Below are 22,397 nucleotides of genomic sequence, written 5' to 3' on the forward strand. Positions count from 1 at the left end.
TCATACTCCGAATATCGCGAGGTGCAGGAAACCGGCCAACGAGCCGAGTACCGCTCCGTGGACGAACAACAACCATTCATCTTGTTTGACGGCAGATCTCAGCAGTTCGCTGAAGTCTTCCGGTGACAGTTTGTTCATTTGCGCCGTGACGAATATCCGGATTTTCTCGGACTGACTTTCGGCAAAAGCCGCGTCCTCGAATACTCGTGGAACGAGGTCGAGCACTTCGGTTGTCGCGAGGCTCGGCAGACGCTTGTAGCTTTGCGAGCCGACCGTCATTTTCACGACGGATCGTGCCCATCCGACAGCGTCGTCGACGGATTCACGCAGTACCTGATCGAGCATTCGGCGGGTTCGGTCCGAGCGTGGTCCTTCGAGAAGTTCTGTGCCGATGTTCTCGAGTGTGATGACGTGATCGGCGAGCGTTTTTGCGTACCCCTCGATGATCTCGGTGCGTCGTTTGAGGAAAAGACCTTGCCGCCACGGCACCCATCGGCTGGGCGCGATGGGCTCGAAGATCATTGTGATTCCGAGGTAGTTGACGATGTAGCCGATGATGACGCCGCCGATGGGCAGGATCCACCAGTACGGCAGGAAGTGCAGTACGGCCACCAGGACAAACCCCATCGGAAACCCGAAGTAGAAACCGAAGTTCTGCATGAATCGCAGTTCTTTGTTTCCCATGGTCCGGAAAATGTCGTTGAGTAGTTTCGGGTGCGACGACAGGTACCGGATCACCATGAGTTTGGCGTCGATGAATTCGTCGATGTTCTCTTCGATGCGGTCCGTGATGGTGCGGACGCTGGCCGGCAGATCTTCCTCGACCTTCCGGAAAACAGCTTCTTTCACCGGGTTCGGAAGGTTGTGCCAGAGCTGAGGATTCTCGGCGGTCATGATTCTGGTGACCACGCCGCGGACTTCGCTTCGCGAGATGGTGACCAGATGTTCGGCGATGCTGTCCGGATCGAGTTCACGGTAGAAGTCGGCGATGCTGCCCACTTTTGCCAACGATTTGTCCACTGCGATCGACGCCATTTTCTCGGCCCGGGAGGGCACAATTCCTTGCCAACCGAAGCGGCCGTCGCTGGTGATCGCCGGGATTACCTGGACCCGGCGCGGGAGCAGTGGGAACAGGATCTTGAGGCCCGGAATTCTGACTCCGTGGAATTCGAGTGGGGCGAAGAGCATCAGCACGCCCGACCAATTGGTGATGTACCCGATGATTCCCGTGAACAAAGGAATGGTGATCAACTGTTCGAGCAAGTGGTCCGGCACCGTCGCACATCCTCCTCATATCCGAGAACCTCACGTTCGGACATGATTGCCGAAACTTCGCTCTTCGTGGGTGTTTCGTTGGCTACTGCTGCGCCTTCCCAGTTGCGTCAGCATAGAGGCCCGACAATTCGGGCTGTAGGTGGGTAGGAAGTTGATGTAACCTCACGTACATGGTCAGTATTGCGCACAACACGACGACGCCGGTTCTCTTCCGGCGCATCGTTTAGCAACTGCTGACCGAACCCTTTCAGCCCCGGGAGTTATCGCCCCGGGGCTTTCCTGTTTCGTCGCTCCGTGTGCGTCTCCCCTTGAACGATTTGGAGAGCTCTCATGAGCGTTGACCACCGCGAACTCGGGCGCGACCTGGAGTTTTTCGCTACCACCCCCATAGTCGGAGCCGGCCTTCCACTCTGGTTGCCGGACGGCGCCGTCATCAGGAACGAACTCGAAAAGTTCGCCGCCGAACAAGCAGCGCGCTCCGGTTGTCGGGGTGTCTATACCCCCGTTATGGCGAAGAAAGAGTTGTACGAGAGATCTGGTCATTGGTCCAAGTTCTCGGAAGACATGTTCCCCGAAATGAAGATAGGCGGAGAGTCATTTCTCCTTCGTCCGGCTAACTGTCCTCATCACGCTCAGGTATTCGCCGCTCGCGGTCGTAGTTATCGCGAGCTACCTTTCCGCGTTCGTGAACTCGGCTCGATGTTCCGTAGCGAACTCTCCGGAGTTCTCAGCGGATTGAGTCGAGTCCGACAGATCAATCTCGACGACGCACATGTCTTCTGTAGTCGTGAACAAGTGCAAGCGGAAGTGATCGTCGCGCTCGACGCGATCGAGCGCTGCTACTCGACTCTGGGGATTGCCGAACGGGAGTACCGCCTCTCGATCAGAGGGGGAGAGGGGCAGTACCTCGGCACCGACGAGCAGTGGGTGGACGCCGAGGATCACCTTCGCGAGGCGCTGAATGCACGCTCGATCGAGTACGTGGAAGCGAAGGGGGAGGCAGCGTTCTACGGTCCCAAGATCGACGTCCAGGTGCGAGACGCGCACGGCCGCGAGGAAACACTCTCGACCGTGCAACTCGACTTCAATCAACCGGAGCGGTTCGACCTCGAGTACACCGCTGAGGACGGATCCAAGGCTCGCCCCGTCATGATCCATCGGGGCTTGCTCGGGTCGATGGAACGCATGACTGCGCTTTTGATCGAAAGGTTCGAAGGGCGGATGCCGCCGTGGCTGGCACCCAACCAAGTCTCGATTCTGCCCGTCGGCGACCGGCACCAGGTTGAGGCCGAGCGTCTACGGGCAGATCTCGAGGCTCGCGATGTCCGCGTGGCCGTTGCGTCCGAAGGGTCGTTGGGACGCCGCATCCGCGAGGCTCGTACTCACCGGGATTCGTACGTCGCCGTGATCGGGGACAACGAAGTGCGGGGCGGCACCGTCGACACTCTGATCCCGGCGCGGGATGAGCGGGCCGTCGTCGACGCGGGAGTGTTTGTCGATCAGGTGGTCGCGGACATCAACGAGCGTGCCCTGCTTCCGGCAGGGTTCTAGCCGACGGGAAGTTCGTGGAGCGCCCGCACCAACGGCGCGAGTTCGGGTGTCTTGCATGCCTCGTCGAGTGCGGCTTCGAGGGTGGCGTCGTGCGTCGGCCGTGCACTTTCGAGAAGCTCGCGGCCGGCCGGCGTCAACTCGGTGTAGATGCCTCGACGGTCGTCGGCGCACAGGATTCGGGTCAGTAGTCCACGATCTTCGAGACGGTTGACCAATCGCGTCGTGGCACTGCTGCTCAGCGCGGCAGCGCGAGCCAGCTGGGCCATGCGCATGTGCCAGCCGTCTTGGCGGCTCAACGCGTCGAGGACTGTGTATTCGACGACGGACAGTTTGTGCTCACGCTGGAGAGCGCGTTCCAATTCGGTGTCGAGGGCGCCGTGCAGCGCTGCGAGCGTGCGCCACCCTTGCGAACGGATTTCGACGGCGTCGTCGGCGATCCCCATGTGATTCTCCTTGTCCGATTCCTGCCGCTCCAGGTTACCAGCTTGCGCATGTAGCGCGCGCGTGCAACTATTTATAGCGCGTGTGCAACTACTGCACACGCCCGCTAACGGCTTACGCGTAAATCTGTGAAAGGAACATCGAGATGCCATTGGGTCTCATTGCCCTCGCTATGGGCGGGTTCGGGATCGGCCTCACCGAATTTGTCATCATGGGCCTGCTGCCCGAGGTCTCCGCCGATTTCGAGGTCACCGAAGCCGTAGCGGGCTACCTGATCTCCGGCTACGCACTGTCCGTCGCGATCGGTGCAATTCTGGTGACCGCGGCCGTCATCCGGTTCGAGCGCAAGAAGGTCCTACTCTCGCTGATGGTGCTGTTCATCATCGGCAACCTGATGTCCGCGCTGGCCCCCTCGTACGAGGTGATGATGGGTGGGCGCATCGTTGCGGCCCTGTGCCACGGCGCGTTCTTCGGCATCGGATCGGTGGTCGCCGCCGGAATGGTCGCACCGGACAAGCGTGCAGGTGCCATCGCAATGATGTTCTCCGGGTTGACCATTGCCAATGTTCTCGGCGTTCCGTTCGGCACGATGCTCGGCCAACAGTTCGGATGGCGCTCGACCTTCTGGGCGATCACCGTCATCGGCATTGTTGCACTGATCGGGATCGCGGCTCTGGTGCCTACGACGCCGGCACCAACGGCGGGCGGCGGCCTGCGTGGCGAACTCGGAGCCTTCCGCAACAAACAGGTGTGGCTCTCGATCGCGATCACGATTCTCGGCTACGGCGGAATGTTCGGCGCGTTCACGTACATCGCGTTCACTCTCACCGAGGTGAGTGGCTTTGCAGCGTCCAGTGTTCCGTGGTTGCTGATCCTTTTCGGTTCCGGTCTGTTTGTCGGCAACGTCCTCGGTGGGAAGGCTGCCGACCGTTCGCTGACGAAGGCGCTGGTCTGGATTCTCGCGATCTTGACCGTCGTTCTGATCGTGTTCGCGGCGACTGCGGAGAGCAAGGTCATGACCGTGATCTCACTGTTCTTCATGGGCGCCTTCGGTTTTGCGATGGTACCAGGGCTGCAGATGCGGATCATGAATTACGCGTCGGAGGCGCCGACTATGGCATCGGGCGCCAATATCGCCGCTTTCAATGTCGGAAATGCATTGGGCGCGTGGCTCGGTGGTCTCACCATTGCCGCCGGGCTCGGCTTCACCTCCCCGATCTGGATGGGAGCGGCAGTTACCGTCGCCGGTCTACTGGTCCTGATCGTCGCCGCCAAGATCGATCGCACGACGGTGTCAGAGCAGTCGGGGCAGACCACCTCGCTGCACCCGACCGCCGTGTGAACCTTGCCCATCGCGTGAACGTATCGCTCCCCCTGTCAGACAAGGGCAGCGATACGTTCACGCGGGTCAGGTGAGGCGGAATTCGGACGTCACTCCGGAAAATGGCGTGATCGCGCCACTACCCCGAGCCTTCGACGCGCCGAAGTGCTGGACTCGATAGGTACCAGCCGGAGTATCGGCCGGGACATCCCACGTGATGCGAACGACGGAACCGTTGCTCCCGACTCGGCGCCAGTGCAGTTTGGTGGACCAGTCGTTGTCGTCGGCGACCCGCGTCCAGGATCCACCGGTATTGCGCTGGATCTCGTAGAAGGTCCCGTTTCGGTGAGTGTCGTTCTTGGGGTGACCCGTGACGAACTCGACCGCAACCTGCCCGCCTGGTGAGCTGTCGCCAGGCTGAACGGTGGTATCGCCGAATTGTGTTCCCGGCAAAGGTTCGTCGAAGTCGACGCCAGGGCCGAAGCTGGGTTGGAACCCGGACAGGTTGGCGGGCGCAGGGCCTCGAGGAGGTTCGTTGCCATCGCGCATCGTGGCCGCGAGGGTGGCATACCCCTGCTGATAGGCCGGCAGCGTGTAACGGCCGAACATCGTCGAACCGCCCTCGTACTGCTGCGAATCGTATTCTTGCGGCGTGGTGCAGTAGCTGGAGTACGAGTTCGCGTATCCCTGGAAGATGACGTTCTCGAGGGGTATACCGAGTTCTTCGGCGACGGTTCTGCGCACTCGTAGGCCGGCGACAATGGTGAATTCCGCAGGGCCGCCGACGATGTAGAACTGGCCGATCCGCAGGATCTGGATCTTCAGCACGTTCGGCACCCATCCGCTCGGTGGCAAAAGGCCGACCGGAACGACTACGAGTTTGGGGGCCTGTGCATCCTGAAGCCATTGAGGCACAGGAGCATCCATGCCGCCCAAGGCGTCGATCATGGGGTTTCGGGTGCCCTCGGGGAAGATCGGAATTGCCGGCCCGTCCTCGACGCTTCCGGCACTCATCGCCGCACCGATCGCGGCCGGAGCGGTGCGGTGCTCGCGTCCGTCCGGGGTGAATCTTCCACTCACCACCTGATCTGCCATGTCCAGGTACATGATCCGACTGTCCACGCCGCTGGCGACGGTTTCGGAGGCCGAGTCGAAGGCAGTTTGAGCAGCCGCTACCTGGCGGAGCCCGATGATCCGTGCATTCTCGAATTCGTCGTCGGTCGGTCCGCGGCCGGGCTCGAGGAAGAGGTTGGGTGACATGTCGCCGCTGTTGGTCTGCGGAAAAGCAGCAATGAAGCTGGTGTCGCCGTCGAGGTAGCGCACACCCTGATCATCGTGCTCCCAGAAGTACGCCGCGGCGCCCTTGTTGTCCCCGGAGATGAGATGGTTCTCGTTCGTGAGCGAGGCGCAGTGGGTGGCGAACCAGTTGATCGCTCCGATGTCCTTGCTGCCCCGGCTGATCCGCATGACACGCATATGGTGATCGTTGCCGCCGGGGTAGTAGGCCTTGTCCTCTTCGGGATTGAGGTCGAACGCCACTCGTGATCGGTTGACGCTGGCATCGGTGAGATCGGACCGGCCGAAACGAACGGTGCCCGGCGCCAGGTTCTCGTGGGCGGCGCTGATCGCCTCGACGATGCCGTTGACCTCGGCTTCGAACACCTGCAGTTCGAATCCGAGAACTGCGAGGTTGTATGCGTAGTTGTGCGACGCCCCACCGCACGCCGCGTGTGAATGGATAGCGGTCAGCATGACATTGCGTTCGGTGTAGATGTCACCGAATTTCCCGGCCAGTCGGCGCAGGACCTCGTCGTGAACGGACTGGAAGATCATGCAGTTGTCGACGCAGACGTAGGCAATCCGCGACCCGCCGGACTCGAAGACGAAGGCGCGTGCGCGCATTCGCTGGTGCAGGCCTTCGGCGCGTTGGTCGAAGCTCGAGTAGCCCATCATGCCGACCTCGGCGACCGGTCCGGTCACGTCGGAAATTCCGACGCCCACCTGCAGCGAGGATGACGACTTGTCGGTGCGTGCGGGTGAAACGGTGCGTGCCGGCGACGCTGCGACGGCCGGGCTCGTCGACAGAGCGGCGAGCGCAGGTGCGGCGGCAGCGCCGGCCAGTACGGTGCGTCGGGTGATCTGCACGAGTGTCCTTTCGGGCGGTCTGACGCGAGTTGGTCAACCGTCCAGGAGTGTAGCCTGAGTCACACGTGATCGAAAGGGGTGCGTCGGTCCACCGTGCCCCAACCCCAGCGAGCGAACGTACCTTTCGGCGCATCCAAGGCGCCGAAAGGTACGTTCGCTCGTTCGGGCAGGAGCCCTGGCAGCCGCAACCGCCTTCCTGTTTAGAACGTGATCACATCGCCCACGAAAATCTGGTCAGGATCAGTGATCCACGCGTTCATCGCCCAAACCTCTTGCCAATTCTTCCCTCTCGTTGAAGCAAGGTCGAACAGTGTGTCGCCCTCGGATACCGTCACCGTGTCGCCGACTGCCGATTCAACTGGATTTGGTGCCGGAGCATCCAGCGCGGGTGCAAAGATCGGTGCGGGAGCGACGCTCGCCCCGGTGTCGCATGCACCGACCGACTTCAGGAATCCGACGGGGTCGACTGCGCCGCCACTGTGGATGCGGAGATGCAGGTGCGGGCCGGTTGAGCTACCGGTATTGCCCGTGGCGCCGATTTCGTCGCCGACCTGGACATGGGTGCCTTTGCCGACCCATGTTTCGGAAAGGTGGCCCATCTGAATCTGCTCGCCGGTATCGGCTTCGAGCTGGATATAGGTTCCGTATCCGCTAGGATCAAATGGTCCGGCAACCGAGATCGTGCCAGAGGTCGGGGCATGGAGAACTGTTCCGACGTCGACTGCGAAGTCCGCTCCATCGTGTCCGGCATGGAATCCCTGCGAGATTGCCCCATCGACCGGCCACTCCCAATTGCACCTGGTATCAGTATGAAGTGCTGCCGGGGCCACATGGACGGCTTCTCCGGCAGAAGGCAGAGTTGATACGTCGCCTGAACCGGGAGTGACACCACCCCAGCCGAGGTGTGTGCCGCACACCGGCCACGCACCGATGCCTTGAGCGTCGAGGGTTGCCTCCGCTGCCGCGACTTGATCCGCGATCGATGCCATGTCGGCACGGGCGGGTGCACCGTCGGGTTTGTAGGCATCCCACGTCGACTGTGTGAATTGCAGTCCGCCGTAGAATCCGTTGCCCGTGTTGATGCTCCAGTTTCCGGAACTTTCGCACATGGCTACTAGTGACCAGTCGTGTGCGCTGGCCACGCCCGTATTTGCGAAGGTGCCGATGGCTGTAAGAGCTCCTGCTCCTGCCGCTAGTGCGACGAATCTTCTGGCGCGAGGTCGATGTTGTTTCCTGTGTTTTCCCATGATTTTCCTTGATCGGGGTCGGCAATCTCGCCGCACGCGTCAGCGATCGACTGTTGGGCAACGTTGTTTGCGAGATCGCCTATGCTGGAGGGCGATTCAGGTGAGTTGGCAGCACGTGTGCCAACAGTTCTCGCTATCCGTGGACAATTATGTAGCTGGTGACTGAACCGATCAGACCAATATCCCTGTTGCAGTGCGAATCTCGTGAAGAGGATGCGTGTCGGGAAACCTGCTGCGTGTCCATTCACTGTCGAGGACGCCGATAGTTCCTTCCGGTCTGGGACCTGAGTGATTCGCGTCCCGTCGGGAGACGCAACTTACCCGGAGCGTCGGGGAGAATCGGTGAGGCGTGGGCAAGTCTCATGGTCACGATTTGTGAGTCACGACAAGGCTGTTGCCTCACGCAGGTGGCAACAACGGCCCAATTACCCGGTGGCATACCTATTTTGCGGATCATCCCAAGCTTCAGCGGACTGAACCAGGACGACCGGTATCACGTATCGATGAGGCAACTGGTCGATGAATTCCACCTGACCGGATTGGTGGAGTTGTCGCAGGCATGAGGTATTCCACTGTGCCAGAATCTTTCTGGGTGGGATTTCCGGCCGGGCGAAGGTTGCGGCCTGGTCGGTCGGTTGCAGGTCAGGGCAGGCGCGAGATTTCACCCGCGGTGCGAGCAGCATCGCGTGACCGGAGGTCTACGACAACGGCACGCGTCAAACTGTTTGATTGGACCTTCTCCGTCGGCGCCGGCGGCTGTGGTGACGCTCGACAGCCCGAAAACAGGTACCCGAATGGGTCATTCGACCCGTGTGACGAATAACGGCGGATGCCATGGTGGATCAACACCGAAACGGTCTCGTCCGAAGCCGTTTTCCAACACTGAAGTTTCCAACACTGAAGTTCTCCAACACTGAAAGCATGCGACACGCCGTGCGCTCCTATCGATCGATTGGCGCCCCCTTGTGAGGGATCTGTGTCGCTCCCTCAGGGTCGCAGTCTTTGCGCCCGGGGATGAGCCCTCCTGCGGAGCCGACAAGGTGGCGCCGCAGGAGGGCATTCAGAACAGGTGCGCTCGATCAGGCGGACGCCGTCAGATCGCTGTCGACTCCCCGAACGTCATGGCGAGGTTGGAAATCGTGGTGGTCATCAAAGCTCGTTTCGGCAGGCCGAGGCGTCGTAGTTCGGCGGCCATCGGGTGGGTGCCAAGCTGGAGCTCCGCACCACCCGGGCGAGATTTGACGCCGGTGGGAGCCATGTCCCAGGACGTACAGCGGGTGATGCCGTCGAGATGTGAATATGCGGCAAGTGACATGTTTGCTCCCGAGCCGGGAACGCTCACTCCGGGCTTCACGCTCAACTGCGCGATGAGTCTGCCGTCGTGAGATACCGAACCGCGTTTGACGGATCCGACATGCTCGGTATCGAACTCCGCCATCACCTTCGGGAATCCCCAGATCTCACGGCCGGCGGCCTTGGTGAACTCGCCGTCGACGGGCAGTTCATGGATGAGGGCCCCCGCTGTGCCGGACGTGAGCGCACGAAGGTCGCCCAGCACCGAAATCTCCGGTGGGGCGGTATGGCTTCGCACCATGTATGTCACGCCGAATTCGTTGTACGGTCCCAGATCTCCGTCCACGTAGTCGACAAATACCAGTCCGCACAGTGCGCGCCCCGGGCGGAATTGCAGAACGGTCAGTCCGGTGTGGTTGATGATCGACTGGGCAGTAACACTCGGAACGGAGAACATCGCCATGAACGCGGAGGCGGTACGGACTTCTACGGGCATCTCGACGGTCTTGCCCAGGATGGTATAGCTCATGCCACCACCCCGCGGAGTCCGTCGGCGCCGTACACGGATTCGAGCATCGAGCGGAAATCCGGTCCGCGACGCAGCATTTGACCGCCGTCGACGTTGATGATCTGTCCGGTGATCCACGTGGAGTCCGGTCCGAGGAGGAATGTCGCGAGTGCTGCGATGTCCTCCACTTCGCCGACACGTGCGAGGGGAGTGTTGGCCATGTAGTCGTCGAGAATCGGTCCACCGTCGGTGATGAGCGCGACCAGATCGGTCCGGGTGAGGCCGGGACGAATCGCATTGACTCGAATATTGCTGGCACCCAGTTCATCTGCCGCCAACTGTACGAGATGGTCGACGCCGGATTTCGACACGCCGTACGCTCCGAACCATCGATGTGTGTTGCTGCTCGCGATCGACGAGATCGCCACGATGGAACCACCGCCTCCGGAGACGAGGGCACGTGCGCCGTGCTTGATCGTCAGCATCGTGCCGGTCACGTTGAGGTCTACCGTGCGGCGCCACGCATCGACGTCGAGTTGGGTCACCGGGGCGATGGTTTCGTTGCCACCGGCGCAGGCAACAACGCCGTCGAGTGTTCCCGTTGCCTCGACCGCGGATGCGACTGCAGCGATGACCTCGGCTTCGACGGTTATGTCGGTGGGTACAGCAGTGACGGAGCCGGACCCGTTGCGGGCACGAATCGAGTTGGCCGCAACATCGAGTTTGTCCTTGTTTCGTCCGCAGATCGTGACGTGGGCACCGGCTCCGGCGAGCGCACCGGCAATGCCGAATCCGATGCCGCTTCCGCCGCCGGTCACAAGTACCGATCTGCCTGCAAAGGCGGTGTTGTCGCCCATGTCCATCTCCCGGTTGTCGTCTGCGCGGTGTACACGGATCGAGGTGCGCCGAAGAACTTCGGCAATAACGCCCCGAGCTCTATAGGAACAGGTTCTACTTGTTGAGGCAAGGGTTTCTCGAGAGAGGACGGCGAGATGGCGAATCGGCCGAACTTCGACCTGATCGACGGGCGCTTCTATTCCGGTGACCTCGGCGATGTGCGCGACGCATACGCGTGGATGCGTGAGCACGAACCCGTGTACCGAGACAGCGCGAACGGCATCACCGCCGCTGCAAGCTACGCCGCCGTCATCGCGGCCGAGCGAGACCCTGCGTTGTTCTCCAATGCCGGCGGCATCAGACCCGAAACCGGTCCGCTTCCGCAGATGATCGACATGGACGATCCAGAGCACCTCACGCGTCGACGCCTCGTCAATGCCGGATTCACCAAAAGGAAAGTCGAAGCAAAACGCGATCGGATTCGACAGATCTGTGACCAGTTGATCGATGCTGTCTGTGAGAGCGGGGAAGCGGACTTCGTGGCCGATCTTGCCGCGCCGTTGCCGATGGCGGTCATCGGCGACATGCTCGGTGTGCGTCCGCAAGAACGCGCGGTGTTCCTGCGGTGGTCGGACGATTTGGTGAAAGCGCTGGGTAGTAACGCTTCCCCAGAGCAACTTCAGGCGATGATGGCGGCGTACGTCGATTTCACCGAGTACATGACCCGGACGATCAGGGAGCGTCGGTCAGCCCCAGCAGACGACTTGATCAGCACGTTGATTCACAGCGAGATCGACGGAGAGGAGCTGTCGGACCAGGAAATTGTCAACGAGTCGTTGTTGATTCTGATCGGCGGCGACGAAACAACGCGCCACGTGCTCAGCGGAGGGATGGAACAACTACTGCGCCACCCCGATCAGTACCGAACGCTGGCCGCCGACCCGGAGATGATTCCGTTGGCGATGGAAGAGATGCTGCGATGGTCGTCGCCGATCAAGAACATGGCCCGCACACTTACCCGCGACACGGATTTCTTCGGTGCGCGTCTGAAAGCGGGAGAGAAGATGCTGCTGCTCTTCGAGTCGGCGAACTTCGACGACGCTGTGTTCGTGGATGCGCCGCAGTTCGATATCGGTCGGACACCGAACCCACACGTCGCGTTCGGGTTCGGCACGCATTTCTGCTTGGGTAATCAGCTGGCGAGGCTGGAAGGAACGATCATGTTCGAGCAGCTTTTCCAGCGTTTACCGGGGATGGAATTGGCGACGGACGAACCACTACCGCGTCGCGCCGCCAACTTCGTGTCCGGCATCGAATCGATGCCGATACGATTCCCGCTCGCCAATCCGCTACCCGGGTAGTTGGCAGTTGGGCGCTGCCGCGTCCTCGGACAAGGGACTGCCCGTGGGGTTGACGTAAACGACAAGGAGAACCAGGGGAGTGGTCTGCGAATTGTTGCCGATGTGAACGTGATCCGATCCGCTCGGTTCGATGAGGGTGTTACCGGTCTGATAGATGCCGTCGACCGAGCAATCGGATCGGTAGTGGCTCAAGGTGCCGCCGGCAACGGCGGCGTACAGAACACCGTCGTGGAAGTGCCAGCCGGTGGATCCACCCGGGTCGACAGTGATTTTGCGCAGCACATAGTCCTTGTCGCCGAACGTCACCTGCCCGAGGATTTCGCCGTGCACCCCGGTGCTCGGTGTCGCCGACGCGACGGTGGGAGTCACCGCAAGACCGCAAGCTGCAGTCAGAGCAAGTAGAACTCGATGTCGTATACGCATGAGCAGGCCTCTCGAATGGGTGTGCTCATGAGTGTCCCCCGGCAATGCTTGAATTGTCGGATATTAGGGACTGTGGTTGTAAACAGTCAGGCGTATTACGCGGACAACGCAGTTGGTACGTGAAGTTCTGTTTCGGTAAACCCGTTCCTCGTCCGGAACGTTGCCTCCGAGGTGATGTCCGTGGTGTTACCCGTGCTCGGTGTGGGACTTTTCCGAGTCGGGACGATTGAACGCATCAGTTGCGGCACGGTGGTGCAGATCCGTCACCGTGGAAATCTGCTTGGATACCAGTGCATTGAGTTCGCGATGCTGGTCCTCGGTCTCGCCGGCCGGGATATCACGCAGAACTTCCCACATCGCACTTTTTCCGCAGAGCGCGGTTCGCATGACTTCCAGGGCAGCTAGTTTCACGAGACGACGCTGCCACAGTGCATCGATGTGAACCAGTTTTCTCAGCCGATTCAATCCCGCATCGATCACCGGATAGCGAGGTAGCGAAATTTCCTGAGTGTCTTCGATCAGTTGCAATAACTGTCCGATTTCGTACTCCAATTCGTTCGGCAGCGAATCCAGCCGTCCCTCCGCCCACGATCCGTAGGAGTCGACGAGCGATCTCGCGAGCTGTAGACCCAACGTTGCACCACAGAGGTGTGTGACCAGGTAGGCCGTGGCGATGTGTTCCTCGGATGATCGAGATCGATTTCCGAACATGTTCGCCCTTCCTTGATGCTGTGTGCAGTGTTTTCCTTCGCGAGATGCTCGCGATCAGCTGAACGCGGTGGCGCCGATTTATGCGTGGAGCACGGCATATGTGGGATTGTGCTTGCTGATTCTTCGTTTGCCGACAGTGGCTTCAGGGTATTCCGAGAGTGGTGATCGCGGTAGAGCAACTAGCCGTGTGTATCCGTCGATACTACAGTCGCGCGCGACTTGTCGGGACTTGATCGAGCGGCCCCTGGTTCGCGCACGACAAGGAGTGGAATCATGTTTCGTCAGAATGCATCTCGGCACGAGAGGCATGAATCGTCTGCAGGCGATGCAGCCCCGGCAAATGATTACGCAGCCTCTGATCGCGCGGCGGTGCCGGTTCGAGAAACAACGCCTGGTCGGATGTGGGTGCCTCGCACCCGTGGTGCTGTCAGTGGCCTGGCCCTGATTCTGCTTGGACTCTGGGGAGCGTTGATACCGTTTGTGGGTCCGTACTTCTCGTTTTCTTTTACGCCGGATGAGGCGTGGACCTGGACTTCCGCCCGGGGTTGGCTCGAAGTGTTGCCGGGTGCAGTGACCGTGGTTGGCGGGATCCTGCTCTTGTTCAGCGCCAACCGCGCCGTCGCCGGCTTCGGCGCGTGGCTCGGTGTTGTCGGCGGCGCATGGTTCATCGTCGGACCGGTGCTGGCGCCCGTGCTGCACATGGGAGACCCTGGAAGCCCGACAGCAACCCGGCCCGGGATCCAGGCTTTGCAACAGTTGGCGTTCTTCGAAGGCCTCGGTGCGGTGATCCTGTTTTTCGGCGCGGTCGCTGTCGGGCGTCTTTCCCTGCGAAGTCATCGAGACGTGCGACGCGCGCAGCGACTCGCAGATACGCACGTTGCAGATACGGCAGCCCCGTGACGGCGAACTTCGACGGCATCATGAAGGCATGATGCCGTCCACCCATTTCTTGCCGTTTGCCTGTCCCAGGCGAAGCTGAATCTGCTTGTCGAACATAGTCATCAGTGGAAGTGGATCGATCATCCCGCCATGGAGCCCGCTCAGCGAATTGCTGCCACTCATTCGCGTGCCCGAAACTGCATGGATGCAAACACAATCAGTCGGGGTTACGGTGAATGGGACGGATCCGAGCTGAGAGCCAAGGTTGTTTTCACTGGGGCAGACTTCGAACAACAAGGAGTTCACATCGTGAGTGCAGCGTCGAAAGCTATGTACAAACCACTTTCGCTCGCAACGAGTGTTCTCGGCGGAATCGCCGCCGGTGCTGTGTTTCAACAAGTTTGGAAGCGTGTCGCGCACGAGGGCGAAGCGCCTGACCCGCACGATCTGACCAGGTCAAGCAAGGAGGTTCTCATTTCCGCAGCACTGCAGGGAGCAATTTTTGCAGTGGTCAAAGCGGCAGTGGATCGCATGGGTGCAAAAGGCTACCGCGCACTCGCACATGAGAATCCGGTCTGACTTCGGCTTCACCGCGACCACACCGACGACGGTAGGGATAGATTGATGAGCGAACAGCTACTGAACCGGCTTCCGAAGAATTTGGCGAGGACCGGAGCGTTTACCACCGTCACGGCTCTCGTCGGGTCTGCGGCCGGCCGTAGCCCCGAAAAAACATCGTGGTTCAGGAACTTGCGCAAGCCGGCATTTCAACCGCCGGCCGTTGTTTTTCCGGTCGTGTGGACCGCCTTGTATGCCGATATTGCTGTCAGTTCCGCCATCGCACTTGATCGACTCCAAGAGGAGGGAGACCGTGCCGATGAACGAAGGTTGGCACTGTCGCTGCTGGCTAACCTCGCCGTCAATGCAGGCTGGAGTTGGGTCTTCTTTCGCTCACATCGACTCGCTGCTGCACCCGTCATCGCGGCAGCCCTAGCCGTCAGTAGTTCTGACCTGGCGATGCGAGTTGGGCGCGTCGACCGCTCTGCAGGCCTTGCACTGGTTCCGTATCCGCTGTGGTGCTCGTTCGCCACAGTCCTCTCTGCTGCAATCTGGAGAAACAATCGCTAAAAGTAGGATTGCGAGATGCACAAAGTTGCGAGTCGACGCCGGAGTCAGCCGCCACCCGCGCGGTTCTTGTTCGAAGCTCTGATCGATCCGCATCGGGAGCCGGTTCGGCACTGGCTCGATTTGCGGGACAACGAGATTGAGCCGAGGATTATCGAGGCGGTTGAACCGGAGTTGGTGGTCTGGTCTTCGATCTGGCCCGACCGCCCCGATGCGATAATCCGTTTCGACGTCGAGGCGGTCGGCAACATCGGTCAGTAGCGTCAGATGAGATCCGGGTTCTCGGCGTACACCTCCTCGAGGATCGACAGGTCAAACAGTTGATCTGCTGAGATCTCCAGTCCGGCTTTGGCCAATGCCGCGATGTTCTGTTCGATCAATGCCGGGGTCATCGTGAATAATCCGTTTGCCTTGGTGTCGGCCGAGACCACAAGATCGTTCTGTGCGGTCGCTTCCTTGGTCTGTTCCTCGAGTTCGAGGTTCTGGTCCTTGCCGTACACCTCGACTGCGAGGCGGGCGGATTCTGCGGGATCGGCGACAGCGTCGCGCCAGCCCTGAATTTCGGCCTTCAGGAAGGCTTTGAGCTTGTCTCGCTCGTTGTCGATGGTCGATTGTAGGACGGTGAACGATTCGGCTACGAGTGGCAGATTGTAGTCCGCGAACAAGAAGTGGGCGTTGGGAAAACCTTTTGCCGCCAGGGTGATCGGCTCGTTGGTGACGTAGGAGACCCAACCGTCTACCTCGCCGTTGGCCAGTGGGCTGGGGTCGAATTGAGCGGGCACTATGGTCATCTGACTTTCGGTGAGCCCGTTCGCGGCCAGGAGAGCGCCGAAGACCAGCTGGTTGGAATCCTGGACACCGATCTTCTTGCCGATCATATCCTGCGGCGAATTAATCGGTGCTGCAGCGGAACTGACTATCGCAAACGGATTCTTCTGGAAGGTTGCGCCGACGATCTTCGCCTCGAGTCCGTCGAGAACAGCGGGAGCGGTGAGCTGCGGAGCTGACATGCCGATCCACACCTTGCCGGTGTCCAATCCGGCTTCGACACCGGTGCCGGCGGCGCCGCCCGCAACAAGTTCGACGTTCCCGAATCCGGCGTCCTTGTAGTAGCCCTTGTCGAGGGCGAAGTATTCACCGGCAAATTCGATGTTCTTGATCCAGGACAATTGCACTGCAACAGTTCCGAATTCGGATCCGTCGTCGGAGGTGCCACCGCTCGAGGCTGTGGAATCACTACTGCAGGCGAGCAATGACGCGCTGCCTGCCACAGCGATGCCGGTCAGTGCGGAGTAACGGAAGAAAGCTCGGCGGTCCACCTGGCGGACGGGCTTGAAAGGCGTCATGAATCGGAACACTAGGGGCAGTCGATTTCGTCGAGTTTGCTTGGCGGACACTATTTGTTGAGGTTGTGTTAACAGTTCTCACGCTTTGCCTGCCGAAGGACCGAAATGGGACAGAGCGAGGTTCTCGAAGATTCCGACAATGGCGTAAAGGATGATCGACACGACCGTGATCACCACGATGGACGCCCACAACTCGTTGTACTGGTAGCGCGGAATCGCCTTGATCATGCTCGATCCCAGGCCTTGCCCGCTACCGAGCCACTCGCCGATCAGCGCTCCGATCAGTGCTCCGGGCACGGAGACGCGCGCGGCGGCGAACACTGCGGGAAGTGCCGAGGGAACCGACACCATTCGCAGTGCAGTCCAACGACTCCCGCCGTATGCGGCAATGAGGTCCTGAGCTTGCGTTGGCGCTGCCCGCAATCCGACCATTATCATGACCAGTGCGGGGAAGAATACGACGATGGCGACCATTACTGTGACGCCGACGATTCCGCGTCCGAAGATCAACACGATGATCGGGGTCATCGCGACGAGCGGCACGGACCGCAGCAGCATCGCTACCGGCATGAATGTCTGTTCTACGGTGCGGGATACGACAAAGATCGAGGCTACGACAATCGCGGCCGTCATTCCGACGGCAAATCCGACACCCGCATCGCGCAGGGTGATGAGCAGATCGTCGAGGATTCCGGCCCTCGCGTCAGCGGATTTCGGTCCGGAGAACAGGTATTCCCACACATCGGCCGGTGTTTTTCCCACGCGCGGTCCGACTTGGGGAAAGGCGTTGAGAAAGACGACCCAGATGACGAGCAGCAGTGCGGACGCAACGGCGATCGGAGCGAGGAATCTGAATGTTCCTCGTACCGCGGTCATTTCTGTGCTCCCGGAGCCGACGTCCACGGTGTCACGATCTTTGCGACCGCGGCAACGAGGGCGTATCCCAGGCCGGCGAGCAGAGCTGCGGCGATAGCCATTCCCCACGTCCGAGGGACGTTGTACGACGATTGCGCGGCCGTCAAGGCAACTCCGATTCCGCTGTCGACACCGCCGAGGTACTCACCGAGGATGGCGCCGAGGACAGCCGACGGCGCGGCAATCTTGAGAGCGGCAAATGTGCTCGGAAGTGCGCTCACCAGTTGTACTTTGGTGAACTTCTGCCAGCGCCCACCGCCGTATGCGGCGACCAGGTCGAGGCTCGCTTTGTCGGCGGATCGTAGGCCGGCGAGAGTTCCGACCATGGTTGTGAAGAAGCAGTACATCGCCGCCAGGAAGATCGTCGGGGTCCGTCCACCGAAGACCACCAGGATGATCGGGCCGAGGGCGAGCAGTGGTGTGCAGTAGCTGAGGATCGCAAGTTGAGTGGCGAGACTCTCGATCGGCGGGATGAGAACAACCAAGACTGCCAGGATGATCGCCAGCAAGTTTCCCCACAGGAAGCCTTGTAAGGCGCCGTAAGCGGTGACAGTGAAATTGGGGCCGTAGAGCGCCCAACCGTCGTCGAACATCGTCGAGATCACAACCCACGGTGTGGGGATCGTGCCGCCCGCAACGCCGGCAGCCGCGAGAATCCACCAGATTGCTATCAGCCCACAGATTCCGATGGCGCCGCCGAGCCAGGTGGGACGCGTGAAGCCCCGCCGCCTCGTCGGAATGGGTTCTGCAGCTGCGGTGGCAACATTTTCGATGTCGGTAATTGTCATGCAACGCCTGCTTTTCCGAACAGGAGACCCGACAGGTAGTCGTGGATCGCGTGGAATTCGGGCGTACGCATCATCTCGGGGGTGCGCGGACGAGGGAGATCGATGGGAACAACTTCGAGGACACGTCCGGGCCGAGGACTCATGACGGCAACAACATCCGAGAGGAACACCGCCTCCGAGATGCCGTGAGTCACCATCAACGTTGTCGCCGGTTTCTCGGTCCAGATTCGAAGTAGTTCCATGTTGAGACGTTGGCGGGTCATGTCGTCGAGCGCACCGAATGGCTCGTCGAGGAGGAGGACACTCGGCTTGACGACAAGCGAGCGAGCGATCGAGACGCGTTGACGCATACCGCCCGAGAGCTGAGCGGGTTTTGCCTTCTCGAATCCTTCGAGGCCGACAAGAGCGATCAGATCGGCTATCAACTCCGGGTCCGGATCGATTCCGGCGACCTGGAGTGGCAGCTTGATGTTGGAAGTCACGGTCCGCCACGGGAGGAGAGCAGAATCCTGGAAGGCGATTCCGAGTTCCCGGCGTTTTGTCAGTTCGGCGGGCGTTTGCCCGTTGACCAGCGCAGTTCCCGCGCTCGGAGTGTCGAGTCCGGCGAGGATGCGCAGGACAGTGGACTTACCGCAGCCGGACGGCCCGAGCAGGGACAGAAAAGTTCCCTCGCTCGTCTGCAATGAGACGTCGGTCAATGCGGTCACCGACCGCCGTCCCATCGTGAAGGTCTTACCGAGGCCCGATATGTCGAGACCTGTTCCGAGAGGACGAGGTGTGGTGATGGGACTGGTCATTTCCGCACAGTACGAAGGTTCGATTGCAGGCATGTTGCCTGCTCGTCACTGCTGTGTGAGGGGCTTGCGGCCGCGGGTGCGAGTTCGTGTCGCACTCGCGTGGTGAGATGGACGCATCCGAGTTCAGGACATCGCGGGATCGAAAGGGGCGAGGGTTGCTGAAGTTGTATCGTGCCGAGCGGGCCGACACATTGGTCTGCGCTCTGTCCACTCTTCTCCGCTCGCCGTTGTCGGATCCGTTTGCCCGGGAGATAGTCGCTGTGCCGGCAAAAGGGGTGGAACGCTGGCTCAATCAGCAGCTTTCCTCACGATTGGGCACTGCGACGGAATCCTCGCAGGACGGCATCTCCGCGAACATCAGTTTTCCCTCTCCGGTTCGACTGGTCGACGACGTCCTCGCTACGGTGAGTGGTGTCGGCGCGGACAATGATCCGTGGGCGCCGACGCGCTTGGTGTGGACAGTTCTGGGTGCCATCGATGATTCCATTTCCGAACCATGGTGCGGCGTGCTTGCCAAGCATCTCCGTGGGCTCGGGGTGGGGCGACGCTTTGCGTCGGCGTCGCATGTCACCGATCTGTTCTCCAGTTACGCGGCGCAGCGTCCCCAGATGCTGATCGAGTGGGCGGCCGGTCGGTTCACCGACGGCCACGGGTTACCGCTTGCCGAGGACTTCGAATGGCAAGCCAAGTTGTGGACGGTTGTCGCGGATCGAATCGACGTGGCAGGTCCGGCCGAGCGACTCATGTCGGTGTGCAGCAGGCTGAGTGATGACGCTACTGTTATTTCTCTACCGGAACGTATTTCGGTGTTCGGTCCCACCCGACTTCCAGTTGATCAACGAATGATTCTCGAGGCCTTGGCGACCCATCGTGACGTGCACATCTGGCTGCCGCATCCAAGCCCCGCGCTGTGGGACGAGATGAGCTCCCAGTTGTCGTCGGGGGCGGTCGCCACTCGCCGTTCGGACGACAACTCTGCGTTGATCTCGCCGAACCCACTGTTGTCCAGTCTTGCCCGTGATGTTCGTGAAATGCAATCAAGTCTGGCAAGCATCGATCTCACTTCGGAATATCTGCCTGCCACATCAGGCGCACCGACCCTTCTGGCGGCAATACAGGCGGACATCGTGTCCGATCGTGCCCCTTCGGGTGGAGTGAAACCCGATGGGAGCGTACAGGTTCACGCGTGCCATGGCGCGGCTCGTCAGGTCGAGGTCCTGCGAGAGTGCCTGTTGCGGTTGTTCGAAGACGATCCGACGCTCGAACCCCGTGATGTCCTGGTGATGTGCCCGGATGTCGAAACATATGCGCCGCTGGTGCGTGGCGCGTTCGGGCAGGGTGTTCACGGACACCCCGGTCACCGCCTTCGCGTCCGCCTTGCGGATCGTGGTCTGCGTCAGACAAATCCGATGCTGGCTGTGCTGGGCACTCTGCTCGAACTGGCAGACGGCCGCGCCACGGCCAGCCAGGTTCTCGATCTTGCCACCAGCATGCCGGTACGTACCCGATTCTCGTTCTCCGACGACGAATTGGAGCGTCTGCGAGAGTGGACCGGAGCGGCCGGGGCGCGATGGGGCATCGACATCAGGCAGCGGGCAACGTTCGGTCTGGCCGGTTTCAAGCAGAACACGTTCAACACCGCCGTCGACCGTATTCTGTTGGGAGCCAGTGCAGACGAGTCGGAAAATGCGTGGCTGGACCTTGCATTGCCCCTTGACGACGTCGAAAGCACAGACATCGACCTCAGCGGGCGCTTTGCCGAGTACATCGACAGACTGGCGGTTTCGTTGCGTGATCTCGCGGGCCCCCATTCGCCGTCGGAGTGGCTTCGGGTGTTGCTCAGAGCGTTGGACCTTCTCACCGATGCGGCACCGGACGATGCCTGGCAGAGCGCGTCGGCCCAGCGCATTCTTGCGAGTGCGGTCGAGTTCGGTTCGGACACCACACTTCAACTCTCCGACATCCGTGCACTTCTTTCGAAGAGTCTGGCGGGGCGGCCGACTCGGGCCAATTTCCGTACTGGTGAATTAACCGTGTGCACCATGGTGCCGATGCGGTCTGTACCGCACCGGGTTGTTGTACTGCTCGGACTCGACGACGAGGTGTTTCCGCGTTCCGGCGGCGTCGACGGAGACGACATCCTGGCTCGCGATCCTGTTGTCGGGGAGCGGGATCTGCGTAGCGAAGACAGGCAACTGCTGCTCGACGCGGTGATGTCGGCCGGTGAACATCTACTGCTGCTGTACACCGGTGCAGATCCCGTCACCGGTGCATCCCGCCCACCGGCTATTCCGCTCAGCGGGTTGCTCGATGTCCTGAAGTTGGCGGTGAGGCCGAACGGCCTGGACCAGGTTGTGACCCGGCACCCGTTGCAGTCATTCGACAAACGGAATTTCGAGGTGGAAAGTCCGTTCAGCTTCGACGCCGCAGCGTTGGCAGGTGCCAGTGCCATCACCGGAACGCCGATCCCGCCGCCGTCGATCCGCTCGGCGTCACTGCCGTCGATACCGCCACGCGACGTCAACCTCGCGGACCTGTCATCGTTCCTCACCCACCCGGCCCGCGGATTCCTGCGCCAGCGACTCGGTGTGCGGGTACCGGAACTCGGCGACGACATCGCCGATTCACTCGACGCGGAACTCGACGGGCTTGCGACCTGGGAGCTGGGAGATCGAATGCTCCTCTCTCGCTTGACCGGACGCAGTTCGGCGGACTTCCGGGCTGCCGAATGGCGGCGAGGCACGTTGCCGCCGTACAAACTGGGCAGCGCCGTGCTGGGAAACATCGAGTGGGTAGTGGATCAGTTGGCGTCACTCGCACTGCCACACATGGCCGGAGATGCCGCTTCCGTCGATGTTGCCGTCGATCTTGGTGGAGGTAGACGGCTGAGCGGAACAGTGACGGGACTGTACGGAAATTCGATTGTGCGGGCGCAGTACTCGTCGTTGGCGCCCAAACATCGGGTGAGCGCGTGGGTCAATTTGCTGGCGCTTGCCGCTGCCGGCGATCACGGGCAGGTCAACGCGATCACGGTGGGGCGCGGTGGAAACCAGCGCGCGGCAACACGTTCCGTTCTGTCCGCTCCCGAGAACCCGCTCGATATCCTTCTTCAGTTGGTCGATCTGCTCGATCGGGGCTTGCGCGGTCCGATTCCGATGTGGGTCAATACCACCGCCGAATACGCGAAAAGGCGCTTTGCCGGACAGTCGATCGACAATGCCATGAGCAGTGCCGAGGCCACATGGGGGCGGCAATTCAGCGACGGTGACGATCCCAGCAATGTCTACGTCTTCGGTGAATCCAGTTCCTTTGCCGACCTCGCCGCTACGGCGCCACTCGAGGACGAAGGTGTCTGGGCCGAGGAGCCAACCCGGTTCGGCGTCCTTGCCAACCGGTTGTGGTTGCCCTTGTTGCTCAACGAAAGTGCGGAGTAG

General features: G+C 60.9%; 20 protein-coding genes and 1 pseudogene. 8 read left to right on the forward strand and 13 right to left on the reverse strand.

Features of this window, described 5'->3' with window-relative positions:
* Positions 1 to 1,275 (reverse strand): hypothetical protein, encoded by a 1,275-nt coding sequence (locus KYT97_RS23260; protein WP_033232453.1) that lies wholly within the window; start codon positions 1,273 to 1,275, stop codon positions 1 to 3.
* A gap of 330 nt (positions 1,276 to 1,605) precedes the next feature.
* Here KYT97_RS23260 and thrS point away from each other — a divergent pair, with 330 nt between their 5' ends.
* Positions 1,606 to 2,826, forward strand: coding sequence for a threonine--tRNA ligase (gene thrS, locus KYT97_RS23265; RefSeq protein ID WP_219110739.1), 1,221 nt, complete (start codon positions 1,606 to 1,608; stop codon positions 2,824 to 2,826).
* On the opposite strand, the gene KYT97_RS23270 is transcribed toward thrS, so the two are convergent.
* A complete protein-coding gene (locus KYT97_RS23270; RefSeq protein ID WP_003945852.1) occupies positions 2,823 to 3,269 on the reverse strand; it encodes a MarR family winged helix-turn-helix transcriptional regulator in 447 nt (148 codons plus the stop codon). The two genes, thrS and KYT97_RS23270, sit on opposite strands and share 4 nt — an antisense overlap.
* Before the next feature lie 143 nt (positions 3,270 to 3,412).
* Here KYT97_RS23270 and KYT97_RS23275 point away from each other — a divergent pair, with 143 nt between their 5' ends.
* A complete protein-coding gene (locus tag KYT97_RS23275) occupies positions 3,413 to 4,609 on the forward strand; it encodes an MFS transporter (RefSeq protein ID WP_219110740.1) in 1,197 nt (398 codons plus the stop codon).
* Positions 4,610 to 4,675: 66 nt separating this feature from the next.
* On the opposite strand, the gene KYT97_RS23280 is transcribed toward KYT97_RS23275, so the two are convergent.
* From KYT97_RS23280 to KYT97_RS23300, 4 genes are all read right to left on the reverse strand, one after another.
* Complete coding sequence (locus tag KYT97_RS23280) at positions 4,676 to 6,733, reverse strand: neutral/alkaline ceramidase (protein ID WP_092806170.1); 2,058 nt, start codon at positions 6,731 to 6,733, stop codon at positions 4,676 to 4,678.
* Positions 6,734 to 6,933: 200 nt separating this feature from the next.
* A complete protein-coding gene (locus tag KYT97_RS23285; RefSeq protein ID WP_415395079.1) occupies positions 6,934 to 7,980 on the reverse strand; it encodes a transglycosylase family protein in 1,047 nt (348 codons plus the stop codon).
* Between the two features lie 1,093 nt (positions 7,981 to 9,073).
* Complete coding sequence (locus KYT97_RS23295) at positions 9,074 to 9,802, reverse strand: acetoacetate decarboxylase family protein (RefSeq protein ID WP_219110741.1); 729 nt, start codon at positions 9,800 to 9,802, stop codon at positions 9,074 to 9,076.
* Positions 9,799 to 10,638, reverse strand: a complete 840-nt coding sequence (locus tag KYT97_RS23300; RefSeq protein ID WP_084702952.1) for an SDR family oxidoreductase — start codon at positions 10,636 to 10,638, stop codon at positions 9,799 to 9,801. Before KYT97_RS23300 ends, KYT97_RS23295 begins: the two co-directional genes overlap by 4 nt.
* 135 nt (positions 10,639 to 10,773) lie before the next feature.
* On the opposite strand from KYT97_RS23300, the gene KYT97_RS23305 reads away from it, so the two are divergent.
* Positions 10,774 to 11,979: a cytochrome P450 gene (locus KYT97_RS23305; RefSeq protein ID WP_092806174.1), complete on the forward strand. Its 1,206-nt coding sequence runs from the start codon at positions 10,774 to 10,776 to the stop codon at positions 11,977 to 11,979.
* On the opposite strand, the gene KYT97_RS23310 is transcribed toward KYT97_RS23305, so the two are convergent.
* On the reverse strand, positions 11,968 to 12,402 hold the full coding sequence (locus tag KYT97_RS23310; protein ID WP_045068504.1) for a cupin domain-containing protein: 435 nt from the start codon (positions 12,400 to 12,402) through the stop codon (positions 11,968 to 11,970). The two genes, KYT97_RS23305 and KYT97_RS23310, sit on opposite strands and share 12 nt — an antisense overlap.
* Positions 12,403 to 12,588: 186 nt before the next feature.
* A complete protein-coding gene (locus KYT97_RS23315) occupies positions 12,589 to 13,113 on the reverse strand; it encodes a hypothetical protein (RefSeq protein WP_092806176.1) in 525 nt (174 codons plus the stop codon).
* Between the two features lie 273 nt (positions 13,114 to 13,386).
* Here KYT97_RS23315 and KYT97_RS23320 point away from each other — a divergent pair, with 273 nt between their 5' ends.
* Positions 13,387 to 14,013, forward strand: a complete 627-nt coding sequence (locus KYT97_RS23320) for a hypothetical protein (protein ID WP_092806178.1) — start codon at positions 13,387 to 13,389, stop codon at positions 14,011 to 14,013.
* 24 nt (positions 14,014 to 14,037) lie between these two features.
* On the opposite strand, the pseudogene KYT97_RS23325 reads toward KYT97_RS23320, so the two are convergent.
* Positions 14,038 to 14,169 (reverse strand): annotated as a pseudogene (locus KYT97_RS23325) (glutathione-dependent formaldehyde dehydrogenase); the annotation flags it as partial.
* A 132-nt stretch (positions 14,170 to 14,301) separates the two neighbouring features.
* Here KYT97_RS23325 and KYT97_RS23330 point away from each other — a divergent pair.
* The 3 genes from KYT97_RS23330 to KYT97_RS23340 are packed head-to-tail and all read left to right on the forward strand — an operon-like array spanning position 14,302 to position 15,378.
* The gene (locus tag KYT97_RS23330) at positions 14,302 to 14,571 is read left to right on the forward strand and encodes a DUF4235 domain-containing protein (RefSeq protein WP_092806826.1); all 270 of its coding nucleotides are present in this window, start codon (positions 14,302 to 14,304) and stop codon (positions 14,569 to 14,571) included.
* Positions 14,572 to 14,616: 45 nt separating this feature from the next.
* A complete protein-coding gene (locus KYT97_RS23335) occupies positions 14,617 to 15,120 on the forward strand; it encodes a TspO/MBR family protein (protein WP_219110742.1) in 504 nt (167 codons plus the stop codon).
* A 15-nt stretch (positions 15,121 to 15,135) separates the two neighbouring features.
* The gene (locus tag KYT97_RS23340; protein ID WP_245005907.1) at positions 15,136 to 15,378 is read left to right on the forward strand and encodes a hypothetical protein; all 243 of its coding nucleotides are present in this window, start codon (positions 15,136 to 15,138) and stop codon (positions 15,376 to 15,378) included.
* A 2-nt stretch (positions 15,379 to 15,380) separates the two neighbouring features.
* On the opposite strand, the gene KYT97_RS23345 is transcribed toward KYT97_RS23340, so the two are convergent.
* From KYT97_RS23345 to KYT97_RS23360, 4 genes are all read right to left on the reverse strand, one after another.
* Positions 15,381 to 16,463, reverse strand: a complete 1,083-nt coding sequence (locus KYT97_RS23345; protein ID WP_033232660.1) for an ABC transporter substrate-binding protein — start codon at positions 16,461 to 16,463, stop codon at positions 15,381 to 15,383.
* A 78-nt stretch (positions 16,464 to 16,541) separates the two neighbouring features.
* A complete protein-coding gene (locus KYT97_RS23350; protein ID WP_219110743.1) occupies positions 16,542 to 17,339 on the reverse strand; it encodes an ABC transporter permease in 798 nt (265 codons plus the stop codon).
* Positions 17,336 to 18,166: an ABC transporter permease gene (locus tag KYT97_RS23355; RefSeq protein WP_033232426.1), complete on the reverse strand. Its 831-nt coding sequence runs from the start codon at positions 18,164 to 18,166 to the stop codon at positions 17,336 to 17,338. Before KYT97_RS23355 ends, KYT97_RS23350 begins: the two co-directional genes overlap by 4 nt.
* Positions 18,163 to 18,996, reverse strand: a complete 834-nt coding sequence (locus KYT97_RS23360) for an ABC transporter ATP-binding protein (RefSeq protein WP_080711649.1) — start codon at positions 18,994 to 18,996, stop codon at positions 18,163 to 18,165. Before KYT97_RS23360 ends, KYT97_RS23355 begins: the two co-directional genes overlap by 4 nt.
* 122 nt (positions 18,997 to 19,118) lie before the next feature.
* Here KYT97_RS23360 and recC point away from each other — a divergent pair, with 122 nt between their 5' ends.
* A complete protein-coding gene (gene recC, locus KYT97_RS23365) occupies positions 19,119 to 22,397 on the forward strand; it encodes an exodeoxyribonuclease V subunit gamma (protein WP_219110744.1) in 3,279 nt (1,092 codons plus the stop codon).

The sequence above is a fragment of the Rhodococcus globerulus genome (assembly GCF_019334125.1).
Lineage (GTDB): Bacteria > Actinomycetota > Actinomycetes > Mycobacteriales > Mycobacteriaceae > Rhodococcus_F > Rhodococcus_F globerula.